21 protein-coding genes are annotated in these 25,693 nt (G+C 74.0%); 11 read left to right on the forward strand and 10 right to left on the reverse strand.

Annotated features, from left to right (window positions below; genetic code table 11):
- Nucleotides 1-172 precede the first annotated feature (172 nt).
- The 6 genes from AB0N76_RS16075 to AB0N76_RS16100 all read left to right on the forward strand — a co-directional run bounded on the left by AB0N76_RS16075 (nt 173) and on the right by AB0N76_RS16100 (nt 6,608).
- Nucleotides 173-1,159: a carbon-nitrogen hydrolase family protein gene (locus AB0N76_RS16075; protein WP_363557432.1), complete on the forward strand. Its 987-nt coding sequence runs from the start codon at nt 173-175 to the stop codon at nt 1,157-1,159.
- Entirely contained in the window at nt 1,156-2,313 is a 1,158-nt protein-coding gene (locus AB0N76_RS16080; protein WP_363557434.1) for a cupin domain-containing protein, read from the forward strand. Before AB0N76_RS16075 ends, AB0N76_RS16080 begins: the two co-directional genes overlap by 4 nt.
- 16 nt (nt 2,314-2,329) lie before the next feature.
- Complete coding sequence (locus AB0N76_RS16085) at nt 2,330-3,235, forward strand: fumarylacetoacetate hydrolase family protein (protein ID WP_363557436.1); 906 nt, start codon at nt 2,330-2,332, stop codon at nt 3,233-3,235.
- A 34-nt stretch (nt 3,236-3,269) separates the two neighbouring features.
- Nucleotides 3,270-4,028, forward strand: coding sequence for an Asp/Glu racemase (locus AB0N76_RS16090; protein WP_363557438.1), 759 nt, complete (start codon nt 3,270-3,272; stop codon nt 4,026-4,028).
- A gap of 67 nt (nt 4,029-4,095) precedes the next feature.
- The gene (locus tag AB0N76_RS16095; RefSeq protein WP_363557440.1) at nt 4,096-4,950 is read left to right on the forward strand and encodes a PaaX family transcriptional regulator C-terminal domain-containing protein; all 855 of its coding nucleotides are present in this window, start codon (nt 4,096-4,098) and stop codon (nt 4,948-4,950) included.
- On the forward strand, nt 4,947-6,608 hold the full coding sequence (locus AB0N76_RS16100; protein ID WP_363557442.1) for an amidohydrolase: 1,662 nt from the start codon (nt 4,947-4,949) through the stop codon (nt 6,606-6,608). Before AB0N76_RS16095 ends, AB0N76_RS16100 begins: the two co-directional genes overlap by 4 nt.
- On the opposite strand, the gene AB0N76_RS16105 is transcribed toward AB0N76_RS16100, so the two are convergent.
- From AB0N76_RS16105 to AB0N76_RS16120, 4 genes are all read right to left on the reverse strand, one after another.
- The gene (locus tag AB0N76_RS16105) at nt 6,605-7,873 is read right to left on the reverse strand and encodes a sugar ABC transporter permease (protein WP_363557558.1); all 1,269 of its coding nucleotides are present in this window, start codon (nt 7,871-7,873) and stop codon (nt 6,605-6,607) included. The two genes, AB0N76_RS16100 and AB0N76_RS16105, sit on opposite strands and share 4 nt — an antisense overlap.
- Nucleotides 7,874-7,974: 101 nt before the next feature.
- The gene (locus AB0N76_RS16110; protein ID WP_363557444.1) at nt 7,975-8,763 is read right to left on the reverse strand and encodes an ATP-binding cassette domain-containing protein; all 789 of its coding nucleotides are present in this window, start codon (nt 8,761-8,763) and stop codon (nt 7,975-7,977) included.
- Between the two features lie 86 nt (nt 8,764-8,849).
- Nucleotides 8,850-9,980, reverse strand: coding sequence for a substrate-binding domain-containing protein (locus AB0N76_RS16115; protein WP_363557446.1), 1,131 nt, complete (start codon nt 9,978-9,980; stop codon nt 8,850-8,852).
- Nucleotides 9,981-10,120: 140 nt separating this feature from the next.
- Nucleotides 10,121-11,275 (reverse strand): DUF4185 domain-containing protein, encoded by a 1,155-nt coding sequence (locus tag AB0N76_RS16120; RefSeq protein ID WP_363557448.1) that lies wholly within the window; start codon nt 11,273-11,275, stop codon nt 10,121-10,123.
- A gap of 229 nt (nt 11,276-11,504) precedes the next feature.
- Here AB0N76_RS16120 and AB0N76_RS16125 point away from each other — a divergent pair, with 229 nt between their 5' ends.
- Nucleotides 11,505-11,792 (forward strand): trypco2 family protein, encoded by a 288-nt coding sequence (locus AB0N76_RS16125; protein WP_363557450.1) that lies wholly within the window; start codon nt 11,505-11,507, stop codon nt 11,790-11,792.
- Between the two features lie 46 nt (nt 11,793-11,838).
- Nucleotides 11,839-16,629 carry a tetratricopeptide repeat protein gene (locus AB0N76_RS16130; RefSeq protein ID WP_363557452.1) on the forward strand — a complete coding sequence of 1,597 codons (4,791 nt, stop codon included), beginning with the start codon at nt 11,839-11,841 and terminating at the stop codon, nt 16,627-16,629.
- Between the two features lie 127 nt (nt 16,630-16,756).
- On the opposite strand, the gene AB0N76_RS16135 is transcribed toward AB0N76_RS16130, so the two are convergent.
- Complete coding sequence (locus AB0N76_RS16135; protein WP_363557454.1) at nt 16,757-17,323, reverse strand: histidine phosphatase family protein; 567 nt, start codon at nt 17,321-17,323, stop codon at nt 16,757-16,759.
- Between the two features lie 326 nt (nt 17,324-17,649).
- Between AB0N76_RS16135 and AB0N76_RS16140 the strand changes: the two genes are divergently transcribed.
- Nucleotides 17,650-17,874, forward strand: a complete 225-nt coding sequence (locus tag AB0N76_RS16140; RefSeq protein ID WP_363557456.1) for a CbtB-domain containing protein — start codon at nt 17,650-17,652, stop codon at nt 17,872-17,874.
- Nucleotides 17,875-17,954: 80 nt separating this feature from the next.
- The gene (locus AB0N76_RS16145) at nt 17,955-18,788 is read left to right on the forward strand and encodes a CbtA family protein (protein WP_363557560.1); all 834 of its coding nucleotides are present in this window, start codon (nt 17,955-17,957) and stop codon (nt 18,786-18,788) included.
- A gap of 93 nt (nt 18,789-18,881) precedes the next feature.
- Here the strand turns inward: AB0N76_RS16145 and AB0N76_RS16150 are convergent, their stop codons facing one another.
- Nucleotides 18,882-19,601: a VC0807 family protein gene (locus tag AB0N76_RS16150; protein WP_363557458.1), complete on the reverse strand. Its 720-nt coding sequence runs from the start codon at nt 19,599-19,601 to the stop codon at nt 18,882-18,884.
- A 361-nt stretch (nt 19,602-19,962) separates the two neighbouring features.
- Here AB0N76_RS16150 and AB0N76_RS16155 point away from each other — a divergent pair, with 361 nt between their 5' ends.
- Entirely contained in the window at nt 19,963-21,336 is a 1,374-nt protein-coding gene (locus tag AB0N76_RS16155; RefSeq protein WP_363557460.1) for a tannase/feruloyl esterase family alpha/beta hydrolase, read from the forward strand.
- A 98-nt stretch (nt 21,337-21,434) separates the two neighbouring features.
- Here the strand turns inward: AB0N76_RS16155 and AB0N76_RS16160 are convergent, their stop codons facing one another.
- The 4 genes from AB0N76_RS16160 to AB0N76_RS16175 form a co-directional block, all read right to left on the reverse strand.
- Nucleotides 21,435-22,742 carry a cytochrome P450 gene (locus tag AB0N76_RS16160; RefSeq protein WP_363557462.1) on the reverse strand — a complete coding sequence of 436 codons (1,308 nt, stop codon included), beginning with the start codon at nt 22,740-22,742 and terminating at the stop codon, nt 21,435-21,437.
- Nucleotides 22,743-22,873: 131 nt separating this feature from the next.
- Nucleotides 22,874-23,407: a universal stress protein gene (locus tag AB0N76_RS16165; RefSeq protein ID WP_363557464.1), complete on the reverse strand. Its 534-nt coding sequence runs from the start codon at nt 23,405-23,407 to the stop codon at nt 22,874-22,876.
- 115 nt (nt 23,408-23,522) lie between these two features.
- Nucleotides 23,523-24,890: a M14 family zinc carboxypeptidase gene (locus AB0N76_RS16170; protein WP_363557466.1), complete on the reverse strand. Its 1,368-nt coding sequence runs from the start codon at nt 24,888-24,890 to the stop codon at nt 23,523-23,525.
- Nucleotides 24,891-24,893: 3 nt separating this feature from the next.
- Entirely contained in the window at nt 24,894-25,160 is a 267-nt protein-coding gene (locus AB0N76_RS16175; protein ID WP_363557468.1) for a hypothetical protein, read from the reverse strand.
- Nucleotides 25,161-25,693: the final 533 nt, after the last annotated feature.

Here is a 25,693-nt window from a genome sequence, read left to right on the forward strand (position 1 = left end):
CGGGCCCGGGTGGTCGGCGGGGTTCGGACCGTCGGCGGCCGGGTCCGGCCCCCACCGATCACCCGAGCCCGGTCCCTACCGACCACCCGGGCCTGGTCCCCACCGATCACCCGAGCCCCACCGACCGTCCGAGCCCAGCCGACCGCCCGAGCCCAGCCGAGGAGGAGGACCGATGACCGAACCGGTGGCCACCGCCCTGGACCTGCCGCGCTTCACCGCCGCCGCCGTCCAGGCCGCCCCCGTCTACCTGGACCCCGCCGCCACCGTCGACAAGGCGGTCGCCCTGATCCACGAGGCGGCCGGCCACGGCGCCGCCCTCGTCGTCTTCCCCGAGGTGTTCGTCCCCGGCTACCCGTACTGGAACTGGACGACGGACCCCCTCCAGGGCTCGCCCTGGTACGAGCGGCTCTACCGCGCGGCCGTGGACGTCCCGGGCCCGTACGTCGACGCCCTGTGCGCCGCCGCCCGGCGGACCGGCACGGTCGTCGTGATCGGCGTCAACGAGCGCGGGCGGCACAGCCTCGGGGTCCTCTACAACACCCTGCTGACCATCGGCTCGGACGGCGAACTGCTCGGCGTGCACCGCAAACTGGTGCCGACCTGGGCCGAGAAGCTCACCTGGACGCCCGGCGACGGCAGCTCGCTGCGCGTCCACCGCACCGCCGTCGGCCCGCTCGGCGTCCTCGCCTGCGGCGAGAACACCAACCCACTGGCCCGCTTCACCCTGCTGGCGCAGGGCGAACTCGTCCACGCCGCCGCCTACATCGCGCTGCCCACCGCCCCCGAGGACTACGACATGGCGGAGGCGATCGCGCTGCGCGCCGCCGCGCACTGCTTCGAGGGCAAGGTGTTCACGGTGGTGTCCTGCTCGACCGTCTCGCCCGCGATGGTCGACCTATTGGCCGCCGACGACGCCCGGGTGCGCAAGCAACTCGACCGCCCGCACAGCGCGTTGTCCGGCGTCTTCGGCCCGGACGGGCGCCCGGTCACCGAGCCGCTGGTGGACGAGGAGGGCATCGTCTACGCCGAGATCGACCTCGGCCGGTGCGTCCAGCCCAAGCAGATGCACGACATCGTCGGCCACTACAACCGCTTCGACGTGTTCCGGCTCCACGTGGACAACCGACCGCTGCGGCCGCTTTCGAAGGAGGAGGCATGACCACCGACCACGACGACACCCGGATCGGCCGGGCCCGCGTCACGGACAACAACGAACTCACCGCCTACTACGACGAGTTGACCAAGGTCGACGCGGGCGCACTGTGGACCGTGGCGAACGAGATCGAGCCCTGGTACCCGCAGCCGAAGTCGGTGCCGGTGCTCTGGCGCTACGCCGAGCTGCGCCCGCTGGTCCGCAAGGCACTGCCGCTGGTCAAAGCCGACGACGCGGGCCGCCGCGTGGTCATGCTGGTCAACCCGGCCCGCCGCGAACTCAGTGCCGCCGTCGGCCTGCTGTACACCGGACTGCAGATCATGGGCCCCGGCGAGGCGATGACCGCGCACCGCCACCAGGCCGCCGCGCTGCGCTTCGTCCACGAGGGCACCGGCGCCTGGACCATCGTGGACGGGCAGAAGCTCAAGGTCGGCCCGCGCGACTTCGCGATCACCCCCAACAACACCTGGCACGAGCACGGCAACGAGTCCGGGGACGCGCCGGTGATCTGGCAGGACGGCCTGGACATCCCGCTGGTCAACATGCTCGACGCGAACTTCTACGAGGTCCACCCGGAGCTGTACCAACGGCCCGGCCCGGTGGTCAACTCCTCGCTGTCGACCTACGGCGGCAACCTGCTGCCCTACGGCGTCGAGAAGTGGACCCGCCCGTACTCCCCGCTGCTCGGCTGGCCCTGGGAGCCCAGCTACCACGCGCTCGGCCGGCTCGCCCGCGTCACCGAGGGCTCGCCCTACGACGGGGTGATCATGGAGTACACCAACCCGGTCACCGGCGGCCCGGTGATGCCGACCATGTCCGCGCACCTCCAGCTGCTGCGGCCCGGCCAGGCCACCCGGGCCCACCGGCACACCGGTTCGGTGGTCTACACGGCGGCCAAGGGGCGCGGCGTCTCGGTGATCGCCGGGCACCGCTTCGCATGGCAGCAGGGCGACATCTTCGTGGTGCCGTCCTGGGCCTGGCACGAGCACGCGAACCTCGACCAGGGCGAGGACGCCTGCCTGTTCTCGTTCGACGACTTCCCGGTGATGCGCTCGCTCGGCCTGTACCGCGAGGAGGCCTACCCGGACCACGACGGCCACCAGCCGACCACCGCCCCCTCCTCGTCCTCCCCGTCCTCCCCTTCCTCCTCGCCCTCCTAGTCAGGAACCCTCCCCCATGCACCTGTTGACCTACTGCGCCGACGGCGACGACACCCCCCGGCTGGGCGCCCTGCTCGGCGCCGGCCGGGTCGCCGACCTGTCCGCGCTCGCCGCCGCCACCGGCGCCGAGCTGCCCGGGGACCTGCTCGGCGTGATCCGGGCCGGGGAGCCGGCCCTGGCCACCGCCCGGACGCTGCTCACCGCCGCCGACGCCCACCCCGCCGCCGTCCGCCGGCTCGCGGACCTCGCACTGCGCGCGCCGCTGCGCCCCGGCAAGATCGTCGGCGTCGGCCTCAACTACGTGGAGCACGTCGCCGAATCGCACCGCACCCTGGACACCGAGCGCGAACTGCCCGACCGCCCGGTCCTGTTCGGCAAACCGTCCACCGCCGTGACCGGCCCCGGCCAGCCGATCCGGCACAACGCCGACCTCACCAAGCAGCTCGACTGGGAGTGCGAACTCGCCGTCGTCATCGGCGAACCGGCCTTCCGGGTGACCGAGGCCGAGGCCTGGCGGCACGTCTTCGGCTACAGCATCGTCAACGACATCAGCGCCCGCGACCAGCGCCGCTCCGGCCAGTGGTTCTTCTCCAAGGGCCAGGACTCCTACGCGCCGTTCGGCCCCACCGTGGTGACCGCCGACGAGATCCCCGACCCACAGGCCCTCGACCTGTCGCTCCGGGTCAACGGCGAACTGCGGCAGAGCTCCAACACCCGCCACATGCTGTTCGGCATCGCCCGCCTGATCGCCGACATCTCCGCCGGCGTCACCCTCGAAGCCGGCGACGTGATCTCCACCGGCTCCCCCTCCGGCGTCGGCGCCGGCCTGGTGCCTCCGCAGTTCCTGCAACCCGGCGACCTGGTCGAGGCCACCATCGAACGGATCGGCACCCTCACCAACCCGGTGATCGACGCCCGCTGACCCCACCTCCCACACGCGAGGAGCCGAGGCCCTGATGACCACCTACCGGATCGGCCAGATCGTCCCCAGCTCCAACGTCACCATGGAGACCGAGGTCCCCGCGCTGCTGCGGGCCCGCGAGCGGGTCGCACCGGAGCGGTTCACCTTCCACTCCAGCCGGATGCGGATGACCAGGGTCACGCCCGAGCAGCTGCGCCGGATGGACGCGGAGTCCGACCGCTGCGCCGTCGAACTCGCCGACGCCCGGGTCGACGTGCTCGGCTACGCCTGCCTGGTCGCCGTGATGAGCGCCGGCCCCGGCTACCACCGCGAGGCCGAACGGCGGCTGCACCGGCGCACCGTCGACAGCGGCGCCCCCGCACCGGTGGTCACCAGCGCCGGCGCGCTGGTCGCCGGGCTGCACGCGCTCGGGGCGCGCAAGGTCGCGCTGGTCACCCCGTACCTGCGGCCGCTGGCCCGCACCGTGGTCGACTACCTGGGCCACGAGGGCATCGAGGTGCTCGACCACGCGGCCCTGGAGATCGCCGACAACCTCGACGTGGCCGCCCACGACCCGGCGAAGCTCCCGGCGATCGCGGCCGGCCTCGCGCACGCCGAGGCCGACGCCGTGGTGCTGTCGGCCTGTGTGCAGCTGCCCTCGCTGTCCGCGATCGAGGAGGCCGAGCGGCGGCTCGGCAAGCCGGTCGTCTCGGCCGCCGTCTGCACCGCCCACCAGCTGCTGCGCGCCCTCGGCCTGCCCGCCTTCGCCCCCGGCGCCGGCCGGCTCCTCTCCGGCGCCTACGCCGAGGCCTGACGGCCGCCGTCGGGTGGACCGGCCCACCGCTATGATCGCCACCAGTCGCCGGGGAGGAGCGTCCGCCATGTCCGAAGACCCGCCCCGGTCCGAGGCCCCGCCCCGGCCGAGTTCGCTGATCCACACCGTCTACGGCGAGTTCGTCCGCCGGCTCGGCGGCTGGATATCGATCGCCGACCTGATCGCCCTGATGGCCGAGCTGGACGTCGACGCCCCCGCCGTCCGTTCGGCCATCTCCCGGCTGAAGAAGGCCGGCACCCTGCTCCAGGAGCGCCGCGACGGCGCCGGCACCGGTTACCGGCTGGCCCCCGCGATGGGCCCGGTGTTCGAGGAGGGCGACCGCCGGATCTTCCACAGCCTGGAGCCCGCCGCGCTCGCCGACGGCTGGGTGGTGGCGGTCTTCTCGGTGCCGGAGTCCGAACGCGCCCACCGGCACAAGCTGCGCTCCCGGCTGAGCTGGCTCGGCTTCGGCAACGCCGCCCCCGGCGTCTGGCTGGCCCCCGCCCGGCTGCTCCCGGACGCCCGGCGGCTGCTGGAGCGGCTCGGCCTGGACGCCTATGTGCACCTCTTCCTCTCCGCCGAGTACGCGGGCTTCACCGATCTGCGCACGGCGGTCGCCGACTGGTGGGACTTCCCGGCGATCGAGGCCCAGTACGCGGCCTTCACCGACGCCTGGCGGCCGGCCGCCGCCCGGCCCCGCGACCCGGCCGGCGTCGACCCGGCCGAGGCGTTCCGCGCCTACGTGCCGATGCTCACCCAGTGGCGCCGGCTCCCCTACCTGGACCCGGGCCTGCCCGAGCCCCTGCTGCCCGCCGACTGGAACGCCGTCGCGGCCCGGGCCGTCTTCACCGACCTGCACGCGCTGCTCGCCGGGCCCAGCCTGCGCCACGTCGAACAGATCACCGCCCAGGAGTCCCGATGACCGTCCGGCCCCCCGCCTCCCGGCCCGCCCCCACCTCCGGGCCCGCCCCCGCCGACCTGCTCGTCCGCGCCGCCGCCGTGCACACCCTCGTCCCCGGCGAGCCGCCGCACCGCGCGATCGCCGTCACCGGCGGCCGGATCACCGCCCTCTCCCCCGACCCGGCCGGCCTGGACGAGCTGATCGGGCCCGGCACCGAGGTCGTGGACGCACCGGACGCGACCGTGCTGCCCGCCTTCGACGACACCCACACCCATCTGATCCTCGCCGGGCACAGCGTGCACGGCGTCCCGGTCCACCGGGCCCGGGACCTACCGGAGTTCCTCGCCCTGATCCGTGAGCGCGCCGCCCGCACCCCGGCCGGGGAGTGGATCCGCACCACGGTCAACTGGCAGGAGGTGAACCTGGCCGAGCAGCGGATGCCCACCACCGAGGAGCTGGACCGGGCCACCGCCGACCACCCGGTGCTGGTCCGCCGCGGCGCCTACAACATGGTGCTCAACTCGGCCGCCCTGCGGCTCGCCGGGATCACCGCCGACACCCCGGAACCGCCCGGCGGCGTGATCGAACGCGACGCCCGGGGCCGGCTCACCGGGCGGCTGATCAACAAGGCGATCGAGCCGGTCGAGCGCGTCCTGCCGCGCCCCGCGCTCGCCGAGCGGATCGACGGCCTGCGGGCCGCCTCCGCCGCATACGCCGCCACCGGGATCGGCACCGTCCGGGACTGCCTGGTCCCGGTCGAGGACCTCGCCGTGCTGAGCGCGGCCCGGCGGGCCGGGGCGCTCGCCGTCCGGGTCCGGGCGCTGGTCTCCGGCTTCGCCGTCCGCACCCCGGAGGAGGTGGACGAGCTGCTGGACCGGATGGACGCCTGGCGGGCCGCCGGCGAGGAGGACGAGCTGCTCCGGCTGTGGGGCGTCAAGTTCGGCATCGACGGCGGCTTCGAGGCGGGCGCGCTGGAGGAGCCGTACGAGGGGCAGCCCTGCTACCACGGCCGACTGCTCTGGGAGCCGGACGAGCTGGCCGCCGCCGTCGACCGGGTGGTCGGCCGCGGCTGGCGGGTCGGCGTGCACGCCTGGGGGGACCGCGGGCTGCGCACCCTGCTGGACGTCTTCGAGCAGGTGCTCAAGCGCCGCCCCGGTCTGCCGCCCGGCACCCTGGTGGTCGAGCACGGCGGGCTGGCCCGGGCCGACCAGCGGGCCCGGGCGATCGCCCTCGGCGTCCCGGTCACCGTCCAGCACCCGCTGCTGCACGACGGCGCGACCGCCCAGCGGCGGGCCTGGGGCGAGCGGCGGACCAGCGGGCTGTTCCCGCTGCGCGCGTGGCTCGACGAGGGCGCACTGCTCGCCGCCGGCTCGGACTTCCCGGTCGGCCCGTACGGCGCGATGCTCTCCGTCTGGGGGATGACCACCCGGCAGACGGTGGCCGGGGTGGTCGGTCCCGAGCACGCCGTCGAACGGGCCGAGGCGATCGCCCTGCACACCGTCAACGCCGCCCGGCTGACCGGCGAGAGCGACGTCCGCGGCAGCCTGCGCCCCGGCGCCCTCGCCGACCTGACCCTCTGGCCGGCCGACCCGCTGAGCTGCCCGGCCGAGGACCTCCGCGACCTGCTGCCCGTCCGCACCGTCGTCGGCGGCCACACCGTCCACCGGGGTGCGCTCTAGGCGCGGCCGGCGGCCTGCTGGGTGCGGCGGGCCAGCGAGTCGATGACCACCGCGGCCAGCAGCACCGCGCCGGTGATCATGAACTGGATGGCGTTGCTGAGCCCCTGGATGTTCATCCCGGACTGGATCGAGCCGATCACCAGCGCGCCCAGCAGCGCCGACCAGGTCTTGCCGCGGCCGCCGAACAGGCTGGTGCCGCCGATGACGGCCGCCGCGATGGCGCTCATCAGCAGGTTGCCGCCGCCGGAGGTCTGGCTGGCGGACTGGATCTGCGCAGCCAGGAAGAGGCCGCCGACGCCCGCCATGGTCGAGCAGATGGTGAAGACGCTGATCCGGATCCAGGCGACGTTCAAGCCGGCCCGGCGGGCGCCCTCGATGTTGCCGCCGAGCGCGAACACCTTGCGGCCGTAGGTGGTGCGGCGCAGCACGAAGTCCAGCAGCACGATGACGATCAGGAAGATCAGCAGGGCCAGCGGGAGCCCCTTGTACTGGTTGAGCGTGTAGGCGGCGAGGAAGGCGATCACCGCCAGCACCACCGTCCGCACCACGATGTCGGCCATCGGCCGGAACGGCACCCCGGCGCGGCGCCGCCGGCCGGCGTCCACCAGCGAGGCCAGCACGAACAGCGCCACGCCGACCGCGGCCGCGCCGTAGGCGGCGATCTGCTGCCCGTAGATGGTGCTGTACAGCCTGGAGACGATGTCGTTGCCGGAGAGGTTGACGGTGCCGCTGGTGCCGAGGATCTGGAGCATCGCGCCGTTCCAGCCGAGGTTGCCGGCCAGGGTGACGACGAAGGCGGGCACGCCGACCTTGGCGAAGAACAGGCCCTGGACCAGGCCGACGACGGCGCCGCCCACGATGGCCACGAGCAGCGCCAGCCACTCGTTCATGCCGTGGGTGACGTTCATGACGGCGTAGAGCGCCGCGCACAGGCCGCTGACGTAGCCGACGGACAGGTCGATCTCGCCGAGCAGCAGCACGAAGACGACGCCGATGGCGATCATGCCGGTGCCGACGATCTGCTGCGACAGGTTGGAGAGGTTCTGGGCGGAGAGGAAGCTGCTGTCCAGGCTGCCGAACACGGCCCAGATCACGATCAGCGCGAGCACCACCGGCAGCGAGCCGAGTTCGCCGCTGCCGAGCCGGCGGCGGAACTCGCCCAGGTAGCCCTTGATGCCCTCCTGCCGGACGATCAGCCGCGGGTCCACGGCCGGGGTCGCCTCGGCAGCCACCGGGACGGGGGCGTTGACGCCGCCCTTGGGCATGCTGTCCTCGGGCAGCGGGACGTGGTGGCGCTCCTCGCCGCCCGGCCTGTCGTCGCCCGGTCTGGCATCGCCCGGTCTGTCGCCGCCCGGCCTGTCGTCGCTCACTGGGGGCCCTCCGTGCCGCGGGCCTGCCGGCGGGTCACGGCGTTGTCCGTGGCACCGGTGATGGCCGAGATGATCTCTTCCTTGGTGGTGGCGCGGCGTGCGAAGACGCCGTTGTTGCGCCCGAGGCGCAGCACCGCGACGGTGTCCGCGACCGCCATCACGTCCGCCATGTTGTGGCTGATCAGGATCACGCCGAGGCCCCGTTCGCGCAGCCGCTCGACCAGGTCGAGCACCTGGGCGGTCTGTTCGACGCCGAGCGCGGCGGTCGGCTCGTCCAGGATCACCACCTTGGGCGAGCCGATCAGCGCCCGGGCGATCGCCACCACCTGGCGCTGGCCGCCGGAGAGCGAGGCGATCGGGATCCGGACGCTGGGGATGCGGATGGAGAGGGTGTCCAGCAGTTCGCGGGAACGTTTCTCCATCTCGACCTCGTCGAGCACCGTGAAGCGCCGGATCTCCCGGCCGAGGAACAGGTTGCCGACCACGTCGAGGTTGTCGCAGAGCGCGAGGTCCTGGTAGACGGTGGCCACGCCGAGGTGCTGGGCGTCCTGCGGCCGGTGGATGGCGACCGGCTTGCCGTGCCACTCGATGACGCCCTCGTCCGGCTGGTGCACCCCGGCGATCGCCTTGACCAGGGTCGACTTGCCGGCGCCGTTGTCGCCGACCAGCGCGACCACCTCGCCGGCCCGCACCTCCAGTTCGATGTCGGTGAGCGCCTGCACGGCGCCGAACCGTTTGGAGACCCCGCGCAGGGCCAGCACGGTCTCACCTGTCACGGTGACCAACTCCCTTGCCCCGCCCTCGGGGAGGGCGGGGCGGCTACGGATTTCGGGCTGCTGTCTTGCTGCTGTCCTGCCGCTGTCCTGGCGGATCAGGAGATGCCGGCGGCGGCGCAGGCGGCGGCGTAGTCGGCGGTGCAGATCTGCTGCGGGGTGTAGAGGCCGTCGGCGACCACCGTGGTCTTGATGTTGTCCTTGGTCAGGACGACCGGGGTGATCAGGTCGGCCGGCACGGTGTTGCCGCTGCCGTTGGTCACCGTGGTCGGCAGCAGCTTGGCGTCGGGCGTCCTGCCCTCGGCGAAGGCGACCGCGATCTGGGCGGTGGTGTCGGTCTCCGGCTTGAACGGCTTGTAGATCGACATCGTCTGGGTGCCGATCAGGATCCGCTGCACCGCGTCGAGCTGGGCGTCCTGGCCGGTCAGCGGGACGCTGAGGCCGGCCGCCTTGAGCGCGGTCGCGATGCCGGCGGCCATGCCGTCGTTGGCCGCGTAGACGCCGACGACGTTGGGCCCGCCGATCGCGGTGATCGCGGCGGCGGCCTCCTGGTTGGCGTTGTTCGGGTCCCAGTTCGGCGTGTCGTACTCCTTGCCGATCTTGAGCTTCCCGTCGATCGCGCTGTGCGCGCCGGCCTTGAAGTCGGCCGCGTTGGGGTCGGTCGGCGAGCCGTTGATCATGATGATCGAGCCGGCGTTCGCCTTGTCGCCGACCGCCGCCACCAGGGCCTGGCCCTGCAGCTCGCCGACCTTCTTGTTGTCGAACGACACGTACGCGTCCACCGGGCCCTGGGCCAGGCGGTCGTACGCGATCACCTTCACCCCGGCGTCGTGCGCCTTCTGCACGGAGGACTGGATCGACTTGGAGTCCACCGCGTCCAGGATCAGCACCTTGTCGCCCTTGGTGAGCGCGGTGTCGACCTGGGTCTGCTGGGTGGTCGCGTTCTCGTTGGCGTTGTAGTAGTCGATCTGCGCGTTCGGCGCCAGCTCCTTGATCTTCTTCTCGATCAGCGGGCGGTCGAACTGCTCGTACCGGGTGGTCTTGGTCTCCGGGAGCAGCAGGCCGATCTTGATCGCCCCGCCGCCGGCCGCGGTGGCGGTGCCGCTCGACGTGCCGCCGGTCGACTCCTTCGCGCTGCCGCAGGAGGCCAGCGCGACGCCGACCGAGGCCACCACGACCACCGCCAGGGCGTGGCGGAGGCGGCCGGGGCGGCGAAGACGGTTGCTCATGAGGATGCCTCTTCCGTTCGAGTCCACCCCCGGGATCCCGCCCCCGCCTCCGAGTCTGCGAACAGCCGCCGCCCCGCACGACCCGGACTGCTCCGAGCGGGTGCCGGCCGGCGGCCGCCCGTGTGGTCGGGGAGCTGCGGTCAGGAGAGCACACCGGCGATCCGGTACTGCATGATCCGGTAGTTCACCGGGTCGTACCACTGGCTGACGACGATGTGGAAGTCGGCGAAGGTCGAGCCGGGGACGACGAAGCCGCCGTACGGGGCGGCGACCAGGTTGCCGATCTCCTGGCCCGGGGCGCCGGGGAGGATCATGGTCTGCTCCAGCGTCCTGGTCAGGTCCGAGGTCGGGAGCGGGAAGACCATCGCCCGGATCGACAGCGGGTTCATGTTCAGCCAGGTGAGGACGTACTTGCCGCCCATGGCGCGGAAGCAGAGCTCGCCCCACTTTCGGGTGCCGAAGACGCTCGTCGGGGCGGGCGCGTTCCACCGCCAGCCGTCGTCGGGCGTCCAGCCCCAGGGCTCGTAGGCGTCGGGGTCGCCGAGGCGGTCCTGCCGGACCCGGTGCAGCAGCATGCCCGACTCCACCTCGCGGTTGAAGACGGTGGACAGCACGTAGCAGTAGCCGTCGTTCGCGACCGCATAGGTCTTCTGCTGGAACTGACCGCCGTGCAGGTCGCCCGGCCACTGGCAGAGGTACTCCCAGGTCCGGCCGTTGTCGGTGGAGCGCCAGAAGTCGGTGTGGTGGGTGTCGTAGATGACGCCGCGCATCAGGTGCATGTACAGCACGCCGTCGACCACGAACGCGTCGGACGGGATCGCGGTCGTGGCGCCCTCGCCGACCGGGTTGTGCGGCTCGTCGACGAGGCTGATGCCGTGGGCGCCCTGGACGATGCCGTCGATCCGGAGGTTGTTCAGGTCCGCGCTGCCGGAGCGCAGGCCGACCGGGGCGTTCCACTCGCCGGCGCCGACCCGGTCACCGGCGAAGGTGTCGCCGCAGACGAACAGCATGGAGCCGTCCGGGCAGCGCACGGGGATGCCGAGGTCGGTCCACGCCGCGCCGAACCGCCCGGTCTCGGCCGGGCCGCTGAGGTTCTTCACCTTGACCGCGATGGTCGGGCTGGTGGGATCGAAGGGCCCGTTGGCGATCGCCGCCGGGGCCCGCGTACCGATCGCGCCCGCCCCCACGACGACGCCGAGGCCGACCTTGAGGGCCGTACGCCGGGACGGCCCGCCCGCCGTCGCGCCGCTGCCGGTGCCGATGCCGGTGCCGGTGCCGTCCGATGAGTGCGTCATGTTGTCGCTGCCCTTTCCGAGTCGTGCGAGTCGATGGAGCCCAACGAGGCTATGGCGCCCCGTTGACGTTCCGATGGTCGGTGGACGCACCTTCACTCGAACTGGCTAGGCGTCGACCGGGCGGTGAACGGTCGGGTGTGACGAAATCGGCCCCGTGCAGTGGTCGGCGCTCCTAGGCTGGCGGCTCGGGCGGGGAAACGCCGGGGAGCGCGACGGAGGGGCGGACGGGATGGACATCGGACTGGCGGAGGCCGTGGCGGCGGTGCGGGCCGAACTACTGAAGGCCGCGCAGGACGCGGACGAGCAGGAGCTGCGCTTCGAAGTCGGGCCGATCGAGATGGAGTTCGAGGTCGAGCTGCGCGCCGACGCCAGGGCCAAGGCCGGCTTCCGGGTCTGGGCGGTGAGCGCCGAGACCGAGGCCGGGGTGTCCCGCGGACGGACCCACCGCATCTCGTTCACCCTGACGCCGCAGCTCGCCGAGCAGTCGCTGCGGATCTCCGACCGCGACGACTTCTGAGCCCACTGCTGAACCGTACGGACGCACCCGGGGGGGTGGCGACGGGATGGACGCGAAACGGCTGGTGACCCTGGTCGCGGACAGCCGGCGCGGCTCGGGGTACCTGATCGGCCCGCGGCTGGTGCTCACCTCCGCGCACGTGGTCGGCCGGCCGGGCGCCGAGGTGCGGCTCGCGCCGCCGGGCGAACCGCTCCGCCACACCGGCGTGGTGGTGTGGTGCGGCCGCCCCGACGGGCCCGACGACGCGGCGCTGGTCCGGGTCGAGGACGAGCCGTGGCCAGCGCTGCCGGGAGCCCCGGTGCGCTGGGGCCGGCTGGTCACCGCGCGGCCCGGACAGCCGGCCGAGACCTGGGGCGTGCCCCGGGTGGCCCAGGACCCGCAGCAGCCGGGCGCGCGGCCGGCGCCCCGGGAGTTCCGGCAGATCGGCGCCACCGTCAACCCGGGCACCGGCATCGTCGGCCGACGGCACCGGCTGGACCTGCGGGAGCACCCGCCCGAGTGGCGGGAGCGCGGCACCCTGCCGTGGGGCGGGCTGTCGGGCGCGCCGATGTTCTGCGGCGACCTGCTCACCGGCGTGCTCTACGGCGAGTCCGCGCACTCCGGGCACGCCGCGCTGGACGCGGTGCCCGCGTCGGTCCTGTTCGAGCAGGACGGGTTCCGGGCCGCACTGGCCGAGCACGGGGTCGCGGCGGTCCTGGAGCCGGTGGAGTTCCAGGAGCTGACGAAGCGTGCCGGACCGGGGGCCGCCGGAGCACCGTCCTCCCCGGCGGCGCTGCTCCAGGCCGGGCGGCAGGTCGTGGACTTCCACGGCCGCGCGGAGCTGGTGGCCTCGTTGGTGGACTGGTGCGCGGAGCCCGGCCCCGGCGTCCGGCTGCTGCACGGCCCCGGCGGTCAGGGCAAGACCCGCCTCGCCCACCACCTGTCGGCCCTGCTGACCGACCGTCCGAACGGGGACGAGCCCTGGGTGGTGCTGTGGCCGCCGGAGCACGCCGAGGCCGGGCAGCTGACCGCCGTCCGGGACGCGGCCGCGCCGCTGCTGGTGGTCCTCGACTACGCCGAGACCCGGGCCGCCCAGCTGTCCGCGCTGCTGGAAGCGGCCGTCCGGCACCACGGCGCCACCCCGTTCAAACTGCTGCTGCTGGCCCGGGCGGCCGGCGAGTGGTGGAGCGGCGCACCGCTCGCCCCCGGCGCGGACGAGGCCGTGCAGGACCTGCTGGACGAGGCGTGGGTGGAGGCCCTGCCACCGCTGGAGGCCGACCCGGCGGCCCGGCCGGAGGCGTACCGGCGGGCGGCCGCGGCGTTCGCGGCCGCGCTGCCCCGGGTCCGCGGCCGACAGGCGCACGACTGGCCCGCGCTGCTGGCCGGGCTCACCCCGCCCGCCCTCACCGGAGCGGGTCTCGGCAACGCGCTGACCCTGCACATGATCGCCCTCGCGGACCTGCTGGACGCCGCCGCTAGGGCGTCCCGTAACGAGGCCTCCCGTAACGGGGCCCCGGGGCGGGACGCCGAGGACCGGCTGCTGCGGCACGAGTCGGGCTACTGGCGGAGCGCCTCCGGTGCCAACGGGCTTTCCTCGGCCGTCTCCTGGGAGACCCTCACCGACGCCATGGCCGCCGCCGTGCTGCTGAGCACGGAGGAGCAGCCGTCCGGGGACGCGCTGCTCCGGCGGGTGCCGGCCCTGGCCGACCAGACCTACGACCGCCGCCGGCACGTCCGCCGCTGGATCGAGTCGCTGTACCCGCCATCGGACGACGGCCCCTGGGGCACCCTGCAACCCGACCGGCTGGCCGAGCGGTTCGTCGGCCGGCACCTGCTGGCGGACCCCGGCTTCGCCCCCGCCCTGTTGCGCGGCGGCGATCCCGGCGACGGCACCGACCGGCCTCCACTCTCGCCCGCCCAGGCGGCCCGCTTCCTCACCCTGCTCACCCGGGCCGCCGCGCACCCCCCGCTGCTCGGCCGGCTGGACGGGCAGATCGCCCGGCTGTGCGCCGATTTCCTGCCCCTGCTGGGCGGCGCGGCCGTCGAGGTGGCCACCCAGGTCGAGGAGCCGGCGCCGCTGCTCGGCGCCCTGCGCGCGCTGACCGCCGACCCGGCCACGCCGCTGCCGGAGCTCGCCGCGCTGGCCGACCGCCTGCCGATGAGCAGCTACAACCTGGCGCCCTGGGCGGTCGAGCTGTCCGAACGCCTGGTCGCCGACCACCGCGAACGGCACACCGGTGCCACCGGCGACAAGGCGGACGGGACCGCCTTCCGCCCGGTCGTCTTCGCCGGCCGGCTGCGCGAGTACGCGCTGCGGCTGGTGAACCTCGGCCGGCACGAGGAGGCGCTGCGCCCGCTCGGCGAGGTGGTCGCCCTGCTCGAAGCACCGGCCGCGACCGGTTCCGCCGTGGCCCGGTCCGGGCTGGCGGCCACCCGCAACGACCTCGCGGTCTGCCTGAACGCCCTGGGCCGGCGACAGGAGGCGCTGGCCCCGGCCGTCGACGCCGTCGCCCGGTACCGCGCGCTGGTGCGGTCCGGCTCCGTCCCCGGCCTCACCGACGTCCGGCTCCGCTCGCACCTGGTGTCCAGCCTCAACACCCTCGCCTCCGTCCAGGGCGACCTGGGCCGGACGGAGGAGGCGCGGGCCACCATGACGGAGGCGGTCGGGCTGCGCCGCGCACTGGCCGCGGAGACCGCCGACGAGGAGCTGCTCGCCGCGCTCGCGTCCAACCTCAACAACCTGTCCCTCTGGTGCCGGGCACTGGGGCGGCTTGAGGAGGCCCTGGCGGCAGCCGACGAGGCCGTCCGCATCCTGGAGCCGCTCGCCGAGGCCAATCCGGACGCCTACCTCGAATCGCTCGCCCTGACCCTCGGCACCCAGTCCAACTGCCTGGGGGACATGGACCGTCCGGAGCCGGCGATGGCGGCGATCGAACGAAGCGTCACCGTCCGGCGCCGGCTGGCGCGGGCTCGCCCCGAGGTCTACGAGGCGGATCTGGCATCAAGCCTCAACTCGCTCGCCATCGCGCTCGGGGAGTTCGGCCGGTACGCGGCGGCGGCCGCGGCGATCCACGAGTCCGTCGGGCTCTACCGCAAGCTCGTTGACGCCCAACCGGACGCCTACCGCCACGAGTTGGCGATGAGCCTGAACACCCTGGCGAACCACCTCTCGGACGTGGCCGACTACGGGGGCGCGCTCGCGGCGGCCCGGGAGGCTGCGGAGATCTACGGCGCGCTCGCGCGGGAGCTGCCGGAGGCCTTCGCCGCCGACGCCGCCATGAGCCTGCTCACCCTCGCCGGCCGGCTGGGCGAGAACGGACGGTTCGGGGAGGCCGTCGAGGTGGTCGAGCAAGCGATCGGCCGCTACCGGCAGCTCGCCGAGGCCCGGCCCGAGGCCGCAACGCCCGGTCTCGCGACCGGCCTCAACAACCTGGCCGGCTACCTGCGTTCCCTCGGACGGTTGGCGGAGTCGATCGCAGCGGTCAGCGAGGCCGTCGACCTCGTCGCACAGCTCGCGGCTGGCAACCCCGACGCCTTCCGGCCCACGCTCGCCCTGCACCAGGCGCACCGGGCCCGCTGCCTGCACGACCTCGGGCGTTCGGCGGAGGCCGTCACGGCGATGCGGCAGGCCGTGGAGACCAGCCGGCAGCTGGCGCTGCGCTCGCCCGCCGTCCACGCCGAGCCGTTGGCCCAGCGGCTCGGCGTGCACTCCGTCCTGCTGAACGCGGTGGGAGCGAAGGAGGAGGCGCTGGAGGTCGCCCGGGAGGCGATCGAGGTCCGCCGCCGACTGGCGCAGGCCGACCCGGAGCCCGGCCCGTCGTCGAGTGAGCAGCGGCTGTCCCAGTCCCTCGAATGGGCCGGCCACGTGCTCGGCGCGCTGGGCAGGCCCGCCGAGGCGGCCGCCGTCACGCAGGAGGCGGCGGAGATGCTGCGCCGGCTGCTCGCCCGCGCCGGGTCACCGGAGCTGCGCCTCGCCCTCGTCGCCTCGCTGGGCAGCCTCGGCATCCACCTGATGCAGGCGGGACTGCGCCTTGAGGCACTGGCCGCTTTGGAGGAGGCGACCGCCCTGATGGAGGAGCTGGCGCCGGCCGACCGGCAGCGGCCCGCCTTCCTCCCCTCACGACTCCTGTTCGGTCTCCTGCTGCTCGGCGCGGGCCGGCCGGAGGAGGCCGTGCGGGCGGCCGGCGACGCCGTGGCGGACAGCGAGACGGTGGTCGGCGCCGAGCCCGGGTACCTGCCCGTACTGATCGGCGCCCTCACCTCCCACGGCACCATCCTCGGCGAACTCGACAAGCACGAGCGGGCGTTGACCACGCTCGACCGCGCGGTGGAGCTCGCCCGACCGGCCGTTGAGGCCGGCGCCGATGCCGGCACCGCAGCGGACCGGTTCAGCCTGGCCCTGGCGCTGCAGGCCCGCGGCGAGGTCCTGAGCCGGCTGCCGGACCGCACCGGGGAGGCTCTGCGGGCCACCGAGGAGTCAGTCACTCTCCACCTCGCACTCGCCGCCGAGAACCCGGCCGGGTACGAGGCCGCCCTGGCTCAGGCGTTGCCGGGCCACGGCCTGCGGCTGGCCGAAGCCGGCCTGCACGAGGCGGCGGCCGCGACGACCGAGGAGGCGGTCGACCGCTACCGCGCGCTCACCGGGACCGACCGCACCGCTCATGAAGTCGGCCTGGCCGAGGCCCTGTGCGCCTTCGCCCGGGCCCGTCTGCTGGCCGGACGGCGCCCGCCCGAGGCCCTGGCCGCGGTGGAGGAGTCGCTGGCCGTCGCCCGGGCGCTGGCCGTACGCGAGCCGGCCGTGGTGGCCCGCCTGCTCCGGCTGGCCGAGGAGACCCGGGCCGGCCTGCTCGCGGGCTGAGGACGGGCGGGTCGCGTCGGCGGTCTTGGGCCGGAGGCTGAGCCAAGGCCGGCGCCGGAACCGGGTGCTCAATCGAGGCTCGGTCCCGGGCCGGTCGCCGGGCCCCAGGCGAACCTGCCGCGCCGGATCAGCCGCCGAGGCGGAGGTTCCAGCGGCCGGCCCGGCCGGTCAGTCCGGTCGTCGCCAGCGGCGGGACGTCGAGCCGCCAGAAGGCGTGCGCCGGGACGCCCAGGGCGTGCACGGCGGCGGCCCGGACCACGTCCGGCTCGGCGACCACGAGCAGTCGGCCGGCCGGCCCGGCCGCCGCCGTCCCGTCCAGCCACTCGCCCACCCGGGCGCACAGCTCCCGCACCGACTCGCCGCCGTGCGGCGCCGCCTCCGGGTCGGCCAGCCACTCCAGCACCGCCTGCGGCTCCTCGGCGGCCACCTCGTCGAGGGTCCGCCCGCGCCAGCGGCCCATCCCGCAGCCGCGCAGCGCCTCCTCGGCCACCACCCCGGTCAGCCCGAGCTCCTCGGCCGTCCGGCGGCAGCGGGTGGACGGCGAGGCGAGGTGGCGGTCCGCCGCCGGCAGGGCGGGCCCGGCGGCGCGGGCGGCGCGGACGCCGGACTCGTCCAGCGGGCCGTCGTCGTCGAACCGGGCCTGCCGCAGCGCGTCGCCGATCGCCGGGGAGATGAAGATCACCCGAACCGTCACGACGTTCCCCCTTCGTACACCTGTCACCCTTGCGGCGACTCGGACTTCCGCGTTCCGCACCCTCCGACGGCGCGAAACCGCAGGTGCGCGCGCTTGCAACGATCCCGTGCGCTCCCTTGGCGCGGCCGCCGCCGGGCGCTACGGTCTCCCCCGACAACTGAAGACGACGGCGAGACGGAAGTCCGGTGGGAATCCGGCACGGTCGCGCCACTGTATGCCGGAACCGGTCGCCTCACGCAACGGCGGGCCTCGGCAGAGTCAGACCCGATGGCCGTCGTCCGAGCTCCACCGCACGGGACGCGTGTTTCCCCTCAGGAGGTCCTGCCATGGCCCAGTCCGTCGTCTCTCCCGCCCTGCCCGCAGCCGGCTCCGCCCCCGCGCCGCTGCCGGTGCGCGCCATCCTCCCCTGGGCGCTGTTCCTCGGCACCCTGGCGCTGGTCCTGCTCTACTTCGTCGGCGCCGAACAGGGCGCCACCTCGGTCTTCTCGGGTTCGGCCGTGCACGAGTGGGTGCACGACGGCCGGCACCTGCTCGGCTTCCCCTGCCACTGACCGGAGACCACGCACCGATGAACACCTCCACCACCGGGCCCGTCACCGCCGGGCCCACCGCCGCCGTGCCCGCCGCGGCCCTGCCCTCCGGCACCGTCGGGAAGCTGCTGCTGCGCGGCATGATCGCGGGCCTGGTCGCCGGACTGCTCGCCTTCGTCTTCGCGTACACCGTCGGCGAGGGCCCCGTCGCGGACAGCATCGCGCTGGAGCAGACCCAGTCGGCACCCGCCTCGCACCACGACCACGGCGCCGCTGGGGCCGGCGCCGGGGCCGGAACCGCCGAGCACGCCGAGCACGAGGACGAGGAGGAGGAACTGGTCAGCCGTGACCTCCAGTCCACGGCCGGCCTCGCCACCGGCGTGCTGGTGTACGGCGTCGCGCTCGGCGGGATCGCCTCCCTGGCGTTCTGCTTCGCGCTCGGCCGGGTCGGCCGGTTCGGCCCCCGGGCCACCGCCGCGCTGGTCGCGGGCGGCGCCTTCACCACGCTCTACCTGGTGCCGTTCCTCAAGTACCCGGCGACCCCGCCGGCGGTCGGCAACCCGGACACCATCGGGCAGCGCACCACGCTGTTCTTCCTGATGATCGCGCTCAGCGTGCTGGTCGGCGTGGCCGCGGTGATCCTCGGCCGTCGGCTGGCCGCGCGCCTCGGCGCCTGGAACGCCACCGTCGCGGCGGGCGCCGGGTACGCCGCGGTGATGGCCGTGCTGTTCGCCGTCCTGCCGGACAACGGCGACGCGATCCGGGAGTCCTTCCCGGCGGCCCTGCTGTGGGACTTCCGACTGGCCTCGATCGGCATTCAGGCCGTCCTCTGGGTCGGCTTCGGACTGCTCTTCGGCGCCCTGGCGCAGCGGCTGCTCACCCCGGCGGCGACCCCCGCCCCGGCTGCTGCCCCGGCCGCCGCGCCGACTGCCTGACCCCGTCCTACGGATACGACTCGACCCCGCCGAAGGCGCGCCGGCGGGGTCGAGTCGTCTGCGTTCGCGGGTGCGTGCCGCGGGCTCCGGCCGTCAGACGGCCGCGGGCTCCGCGGTCCCGGCGGCCCCCGCCGCCTCCGCCGCCCGCGCGGCGGCCGCCGCGGCGCCCTTGGCCCGGGCGCGCTTGGCGTAGGAGACGGTCCAGGTGACCAGCAGCACGGTGACCGCGATGGAGAGCACCGTGTTCAGGGCCTGCATCGCGTCGGTGGAGAGCACGTACGAGAGCCCGACCCGCAGCGCCGCCTCCACCAGGTAGGCCACGCCCCACCCGATGGTGAGGTTGCGCTGGACCCGGCGGAAGCCGGCCAGCTGCCAGAGCCCGTTCCAGCGCTCCAGCGACTCGGCCGAGCCGTCGGTGGCGAACTTGCGGCCGAAGTAGAACATCAGCGGCCGGGGCGCGGCCAGGCTGGCCAGGCAGACCACCCCGAACAGCCCGGTGATCAGCGAGTCCTTGACGAGCAGGAAGTGCGCGTCGTGCGGCCCGGCCAGGGTGACCACGATGGTCAGGGCCAGGAAGAGCAGCGAGATCGCCGCGAACTCGTCGACCCGGCGGCGCCACGCCAGGTAGACCGCCAGGTCGACGACGGGCCAGCCGGCCGAGATCAGCAGCGCGGTGAACTCCGCGTAGCCGTGCTCGGTGAGCTGGTTGTACGTGATGATCGGCGCGATGATGTTCAGGCCGATGGTGAGCGCCCAGCCGAGTGCGTTGTTCGCACCGCCGCGCTCCTTCGTTCTCTTCGCCTCGGACGGCAAGGTATCCCCCGATGATCATGATGATGGCGGAGGGACTTTAGCCGATCATCCGTCAGCATCGCCACACTCCCGTCACGGTGGGAAACAGGTCGTCGGCGACCGGTCGGCTCACGGTGCGACGGCGGATCCGGGGGTAGGCCCCTCTCCTTCGTGGCGAAAGGTCATGTGCCGATCGGCACGGGGGTGGCCGCGGCCGGGCCGCCGCAGGTGCCGTGGGTTTGGCCGTCCGGCACTCCGTCACGTCCGGCGGCGCGGCCTACCTTCGACCCATCGCGATCGGCGCGTCGCCGGTCCGCCGCACTGATCTGCCGCACTGATCCGCCGCACCCCTCCGCACCGTTCGTCCAAGGAGCACTCACCCATGTCCCGACGCTGGCGCCCCCTCATCGCCGTCATACCCGCCCTGCTCGCCGTCGGCCTCCTCCCCGCCGCCGGGGCGACCGCCGCCGGACCGGGCGCCGCCGGCTCGGCCTGCACCGGGCAGCGACCGCTCGTCCCCGGCGCCGAGCGCGTGGTCAGCCACTGCCTGGCCGACCTGACCACCGCCGCCCTCCCCGCCGGCCTCACCGACAAGGACGACTACACCGGCCTCCAGTCGCGCACCAACGTCAACCCCACCCGCATCCCGGGCGTCCAGCTCGACGGCTACTTCCCGGACACCTCCACCACCAACACCCTGCACGGCTGGAACCACGACAGCCAGTTCGTGATCCGGCTGCCGCAGAACTGGAACGGCGGCCTGGTCGTCGCCGGCCCGCCCGGAACCCGGCGCCAGTACGCCAACGACCAGATCATCAGCGACCAGGTGCTCGCCCGCGGCTTCGCCTACGCCGCCACCGACAAGGGCAACACCGGCCCGGAGCTGTACAAGGACGGCGAGAAGCCGGGCGACGCGATCATGGAGTGGCACCTGCGGGTCGCCCAGCTGACCGTCGCCGCCAAGCAGGCGGTCGCCCGGCAGTACGGCCGGGCGCCGTCCCGGACGTACGCCGCCGGGCTCTCCGCGGCCGGGTACCTGGTGCGCTGGCAGCTCGAACACTTCCCCGAGCTGTACACCGGCGGCATCGACTGGAACGGCCTGCTGCTCACCCGCGACGCCCCCAACCTGCTGACCAACCTGCCCCCGGCCCTGCGCGCCTTCCCCCGCTTCGACCGCAAGGAGCCCGGCGCGGCGGAGGAGATGTACGCCGCCGGCTACCCGAAGGGCTCCGAGACCCTCTGGAAGCCCCACTACCTGGGCCTCTGGGACTCCCTGCAGCGCACCATCCGCGAGGAGCTCGACCCCGACTACGACGGCGCCGCCCAGGCCGGCACCCCGTTCTGCCACGAGGGCACGGGCGCCGGCTGCGACACCGACTACGACTACGCCGCCCGGCCCGCCGCCGTCCACGACGCGGTCGAGCGGGTCTCGCTCACCGGCCGCATCACCCGCCCGCTGATCACCCTCCAGGGCACCTACGACGTCCTGCTCCCGATCACCCGCACCGGCGACGTGTACGACAAGATGATCAACGATGCCGGCCGCGGCGACCTGCACCGCTACTACCGCGTCGAGCAGGGCACCCACACCGACGGCTTCTACGACTTCGCGCCGACCGTCGTCCGCCCGATGCAGTCCTGCTTCAACGCCGCCTTCGACGACCTGGAGGCCTGGACCCAGCGCGGCACCACCCCGCGGCCCAGCCACACCGTCCCCCTGCCTACCGGCAACACCACCACCGGCTGCACCCTCTGACCCCCGTCCCCGCGCCGAGCGCCGGTCCCCACCCGGGGGCCGGCGCTCGTTCGCGATCGCCCGGGTGCACGTAGGCGGTCGCCGGGGTGCTCTCGTGCTCAGTCGCCCGGGTGCCAGTGGACGGGGAGGGCCTTGAGGCCGTTCTGGAAGTTGGAGACCAGGCGGGCGGGGGCCGGGCCGCCGGGGCTGAGGCGCAGGGTGGGGAGGTCGCTGAGGAGGTGGTGCAGCATCGAGGTCATCTGGCGGCGGGCGAGCTGGGCGCCCAGGCAGAAGTGGGGGCCGTGGCCGAAGCTGACGTGGTCGTTCGGGGTGCGGGTGACGTCGAAGCGGTCCGGGTCGGGGAAGACGGTCTCGTCGCGGTTGGCGGAGGCGTGGTAGACGACCACCTTGTCACCGCGGCGGATCCGCCGGCCGCCCAGTTCGACGTCCCGGGCGGCGGTGCGCCGGAAGTCCAGGACGGGCGGCCAGTAGCGGAGCATCTCCTCGACCGCGGAGGGGAGCAACTCCGGCCGCTCGCGCAGGAGTCGGTACTGGTCCGGGTGGCGGAGGAGGGTGTGCAGGCCGCCGGGCAGGGCGTTGCGGACGGTCTCGTTCCCCGCGACGGCGAACAGGAAGAACATGGTCTCGAACTCGGCGGCGCTCAGGCCCGCCGCGCGCATCCGGGCCAGCAGGCTGCCCGGGCGGGGGCGGTCGGCGAGGGCGTGCGCGTAGGCGAACATGTCGGCGAGAGCGGCGCGCGAGCGCGGGTTGACCGGGCGGCCGTCCGGGGCGGTCCGGGTGGTGGGACGGCGGGCGAGGGCGGCCCGGCCGAGCTCGGTGAGGGCGGCCGGGTCGACGGTGCTGGAGTCGGCGTAGTCGGCGTCCTGGTAGCCGATCACCCGGTTCGCCCAGTCCTGGAGCAGCCGCCGGTCCTGTTCGGGCACGCCCATGATCCGCGCCAGCGTCCGCACCGGGAGGTCGGCGACGAGCCGGACGACGTCCGCCCCGCCGTCCGCGCGGACCTCGCGGACGGCCTCCGCCGCGTGCCGGTCGATGTCGGCGGCCAGCTCGCGGAGGGCGCCCGGGGTGAACGCGCCGACCACGATGCGGCGCAGCCGGGAGTGGTCGGGCGGGTCCTGGTTGAGCATCATGGCGCGGGCGAACTCCAGGTCGGCGGTGGAGTCCGGGTCGCGGATCTGGGTCGCGCCGAGGTGCGAGGAGAACACCTCGGGGGTGCGCAGGACGTGCTTGACGTCGGCGTGCCGCAGCACCGCCCAGTACCCGGGCCCGGCCGGCCACTCCCCCACCGCCGGCTCCTCGACCCAGCACACCGGGGCCGCCGTCCGCAGCTCCCGGAAGAGCCCGTACGGCACGCCGTCGGCGTACGTGGCGGGGAGGAAGACCTGGTTCAGCCGTGCCTGATCCACCTGAGCCCGGTTCGTCCGTGTCCGGTTCGCCCGTGCGTGGTTCGCGCTCCCCTGATCTGCCGTCACGGGGATGGACGGTACGGCAGGTCCGGCGCGCGCACCAGCGCACCGGCGGGCCGAGGGGTCCGGCGTCAGGCCGCGACGAGGGCGGCGAGTTCGCGCATGTCGACGCCGCGGCGCAGGGCGCGCAGGTCGGCCTCCAGGGTGGACGGCGGCACGGCGAGGACGGTGCAGCGGGCGCGGGTGAGGCAGTAGCGGCTCACCGAGCCGCCGCGGAACAGCCGGCGGACGGTGCTCCGCAGGGCGCCGTCCTGCCGTCCGGTGCCGATCACCAGCAGGTCGTCGGGCCGGTCGGCGAGCGCGGTCAGCACCGGGCCCGCCTCGCCGCGCACCACCTGCGGCTCCATCCGCACGCCGGCCGGGAGGCCGCCGAACGCCTCGTCGAGCGCGTGCCGCATGCGCGTCTCGGCCGCGTCCTGCCACGCGCGGAGCAGCGGCGGGCAGGGCCGCAGCCGGTAGTTGTACTCGCCGCCGACCGGCGTCCAGGCGAACACCGGCACCAGGACGGCGCGCCGCTCGCGGGCCTCGTCCGCGGCCCGGTGCAGGGCGGTGAGGCTGTGCAGCGATCCGCTGACTCCGACGATGACGCGCGCGCCGTCCGACATGATCCTTCGCTTTCTGGTGTCCAGGCTGGGCAATGCTTTGCGATTATAGTTCCATAGCCCGCCTAAGCCTGCAAATCGAAGGCTTTAACTGTATATGGCCTTGCATCCCTATGCGCTACGCCGCCATTTCGCACAGCTCGGCGAGGGCCGCGTGCACCTCGCGCTCGATCTTGGCGTAGTGACCCGGCGGGCGGCCGTAGTCCGGGTGGAACCCGGCCTCCTCCAGGTGGCCGGTCTCGATGGTGAACGCGAAGACCGGCGCCCGGCCCGGGTCGTCGAACTGCCGGCGGAAGGCGTAGTCGTCGGTGGTGCCGGTGACCGGGCCCCCGTTCACCTTGTCGTAGAGCGCCGCGCTCTGGCCGACGTCATAGGTGGAGTGGACGCGCCGCGCCTCCGGCGTCACCGGCACGGGCGCGGCCGGGTCGACGCCCGCGCTGCGCAGGATGGCGTCCCGCATCGCGTTGGCCAGGACCGGGAGCCGGTCCCGGACGAAGTGCGGCGCGGTGTTGGTGACGAACTCCTGGTAGTTGGGCCGGTCCGGCGGCACCAGCGGACTGCCCGGCCGCAGACCGTCCCGGCGGCCCTTCCAGGCCGGGGAGGAGAAGTTCATCGCCGGGTCGTCGCCGTTGTCCTCGATGCCCCAGGACAGCAGGACGTTGCGGCCGAACTGGTGGACGTCGACGAAGTACGCGGCCCGCACCTCGTCGATCAGCCACTGCACGTTGGCGGTCTCCGGCTCGGAGGCCGCGGCGGGGCCGCGGTAGGTCTCGTTGGCGGGATCCGTCGAGGCGGGGCCGAAGCTGTAGCGCTTCCGGTACACCGCCATGTCGTAGTAGTCCTCGAACTTCCAGGCGATGTCGTGGTTGCGGTTGATGTCCACGCCGATCCGCGCCGGATCCGGGTCGGGCCGCCGGTTCTTGCGCCAGCCCGCGCCGCCCGTGCCGACCGGGTGGTTGTCCTGGTCGAACTGCCGGCCGTCGGGGTTGATCAGCGGCGCGATGTAGAGGTCGACGCGTTCCAGGAAGCGCCGGACCTTGGCGGCCGGGATGGTGAACCGAGGGTATTCGACCGGTGACACGGGCACCGGCGGACCGCCGTTCGGCGGCATGGTCGGCAGCGGTGTGCAGACCATCGCCGGGAAGGTGATGTCGGTGCCGGTGCTGCGGCTGACCAGGAGGTTCTGCGCGAAGTGGACCAGCGCGTCCGGCGGCGCGGACTCGCGCGCGTGGACGCCACCGGTCAGCACCACCACCGGGCGGCCGTCCGGCGACTCACCCGGCGGCCCGTCCGACGGCCTGCCCGACGGCCCGCCCGCAGACCCGTCCGCGATCCGGATGAAGTGGATCGGCCGGTCCTCGACGCTGCGGTTCGGGAACGCGATCCGCGTGCACAGCGAGGGGAAGGTGAGCGCGAGGTCGACGAGCGCCGCCTCGATCTGATCGGGGCTCTGCGGCACGGTCACGGTGACGTAGGGCGGGGGCATGGCTCACACCTCCTCGTCCGGGGCGGCACCGCTCCGGATCTGGGCCGCGACGCGCTCGTGGCGCTGGGAGGCCTCCTCGGTGGAGAGCACCACGTACACGTTGGCGCCCTGCGCGATCGCCGCCTCCACGGCCTGGTCGGACGCGTACGCCGCGACCCGGTACCGGCCGTCGGCGCCGGTCTCCACACTGGACTTCACGACATGTAGCTCCGGGATCTCCTGCACCGCGCGCAGGACCTCCGAGGAGCCTTCGATCTGAATCAGGCTCACGCCACTCACCTCGCCGGTGACCCCGCGCGACAGTCACGGTGGTGCGTGGTGCGGGGCCGGACTCCTCCACGGCCTCGGGCGCACATCATCCTGATGGCGGCCGGTCGGAAGTGTCGGGTCTCCGGCCGTCGGCCGTGGCTCACCCACGCACACCTCCAGCCTGGCACACCGGGCCGGGGAGGTAAACCGCCTCCGGTGGCCGACGGTCCGTCGGTGGCCGCCGGCGCCCGTCGGCGCCCCGGGACCCGTGGGGTGGCGAGGCGTCGGGGCGTCCGATGCCGCCGCCGCGCGGGCCGACGATCCGGATGCGATCCGGCTGCGGTCCGGCCGCAGTCCGGCTGCGGTCCGGCCGCAGTCCGGCTGCGGTCCATCGATGCCTGGTGATGACGCATCGTCAAGGTTCGGCTTTCGGACCGTGGTTGCCTTGCCCACGGCATGTGCCGCCGCCCGGCCGCCCGACCACGCGACCTGCCGGACACGGCCCGACGGCCCGACGGACCGGCACGAATGTGAAGGGATGAGCGCAGTGTGCT

Origin of the sequence: Kitasatospora sp. NPDC093806, assembly GCF_040683335.1 — a bacterium.
In the GTDB taxonomy this organism is placed as follows: domain Bacteria; phylum Actinomycetota; class Actinomycetes; order Streptomycetales; family Streptomycetaceae; genus Kitasatospora.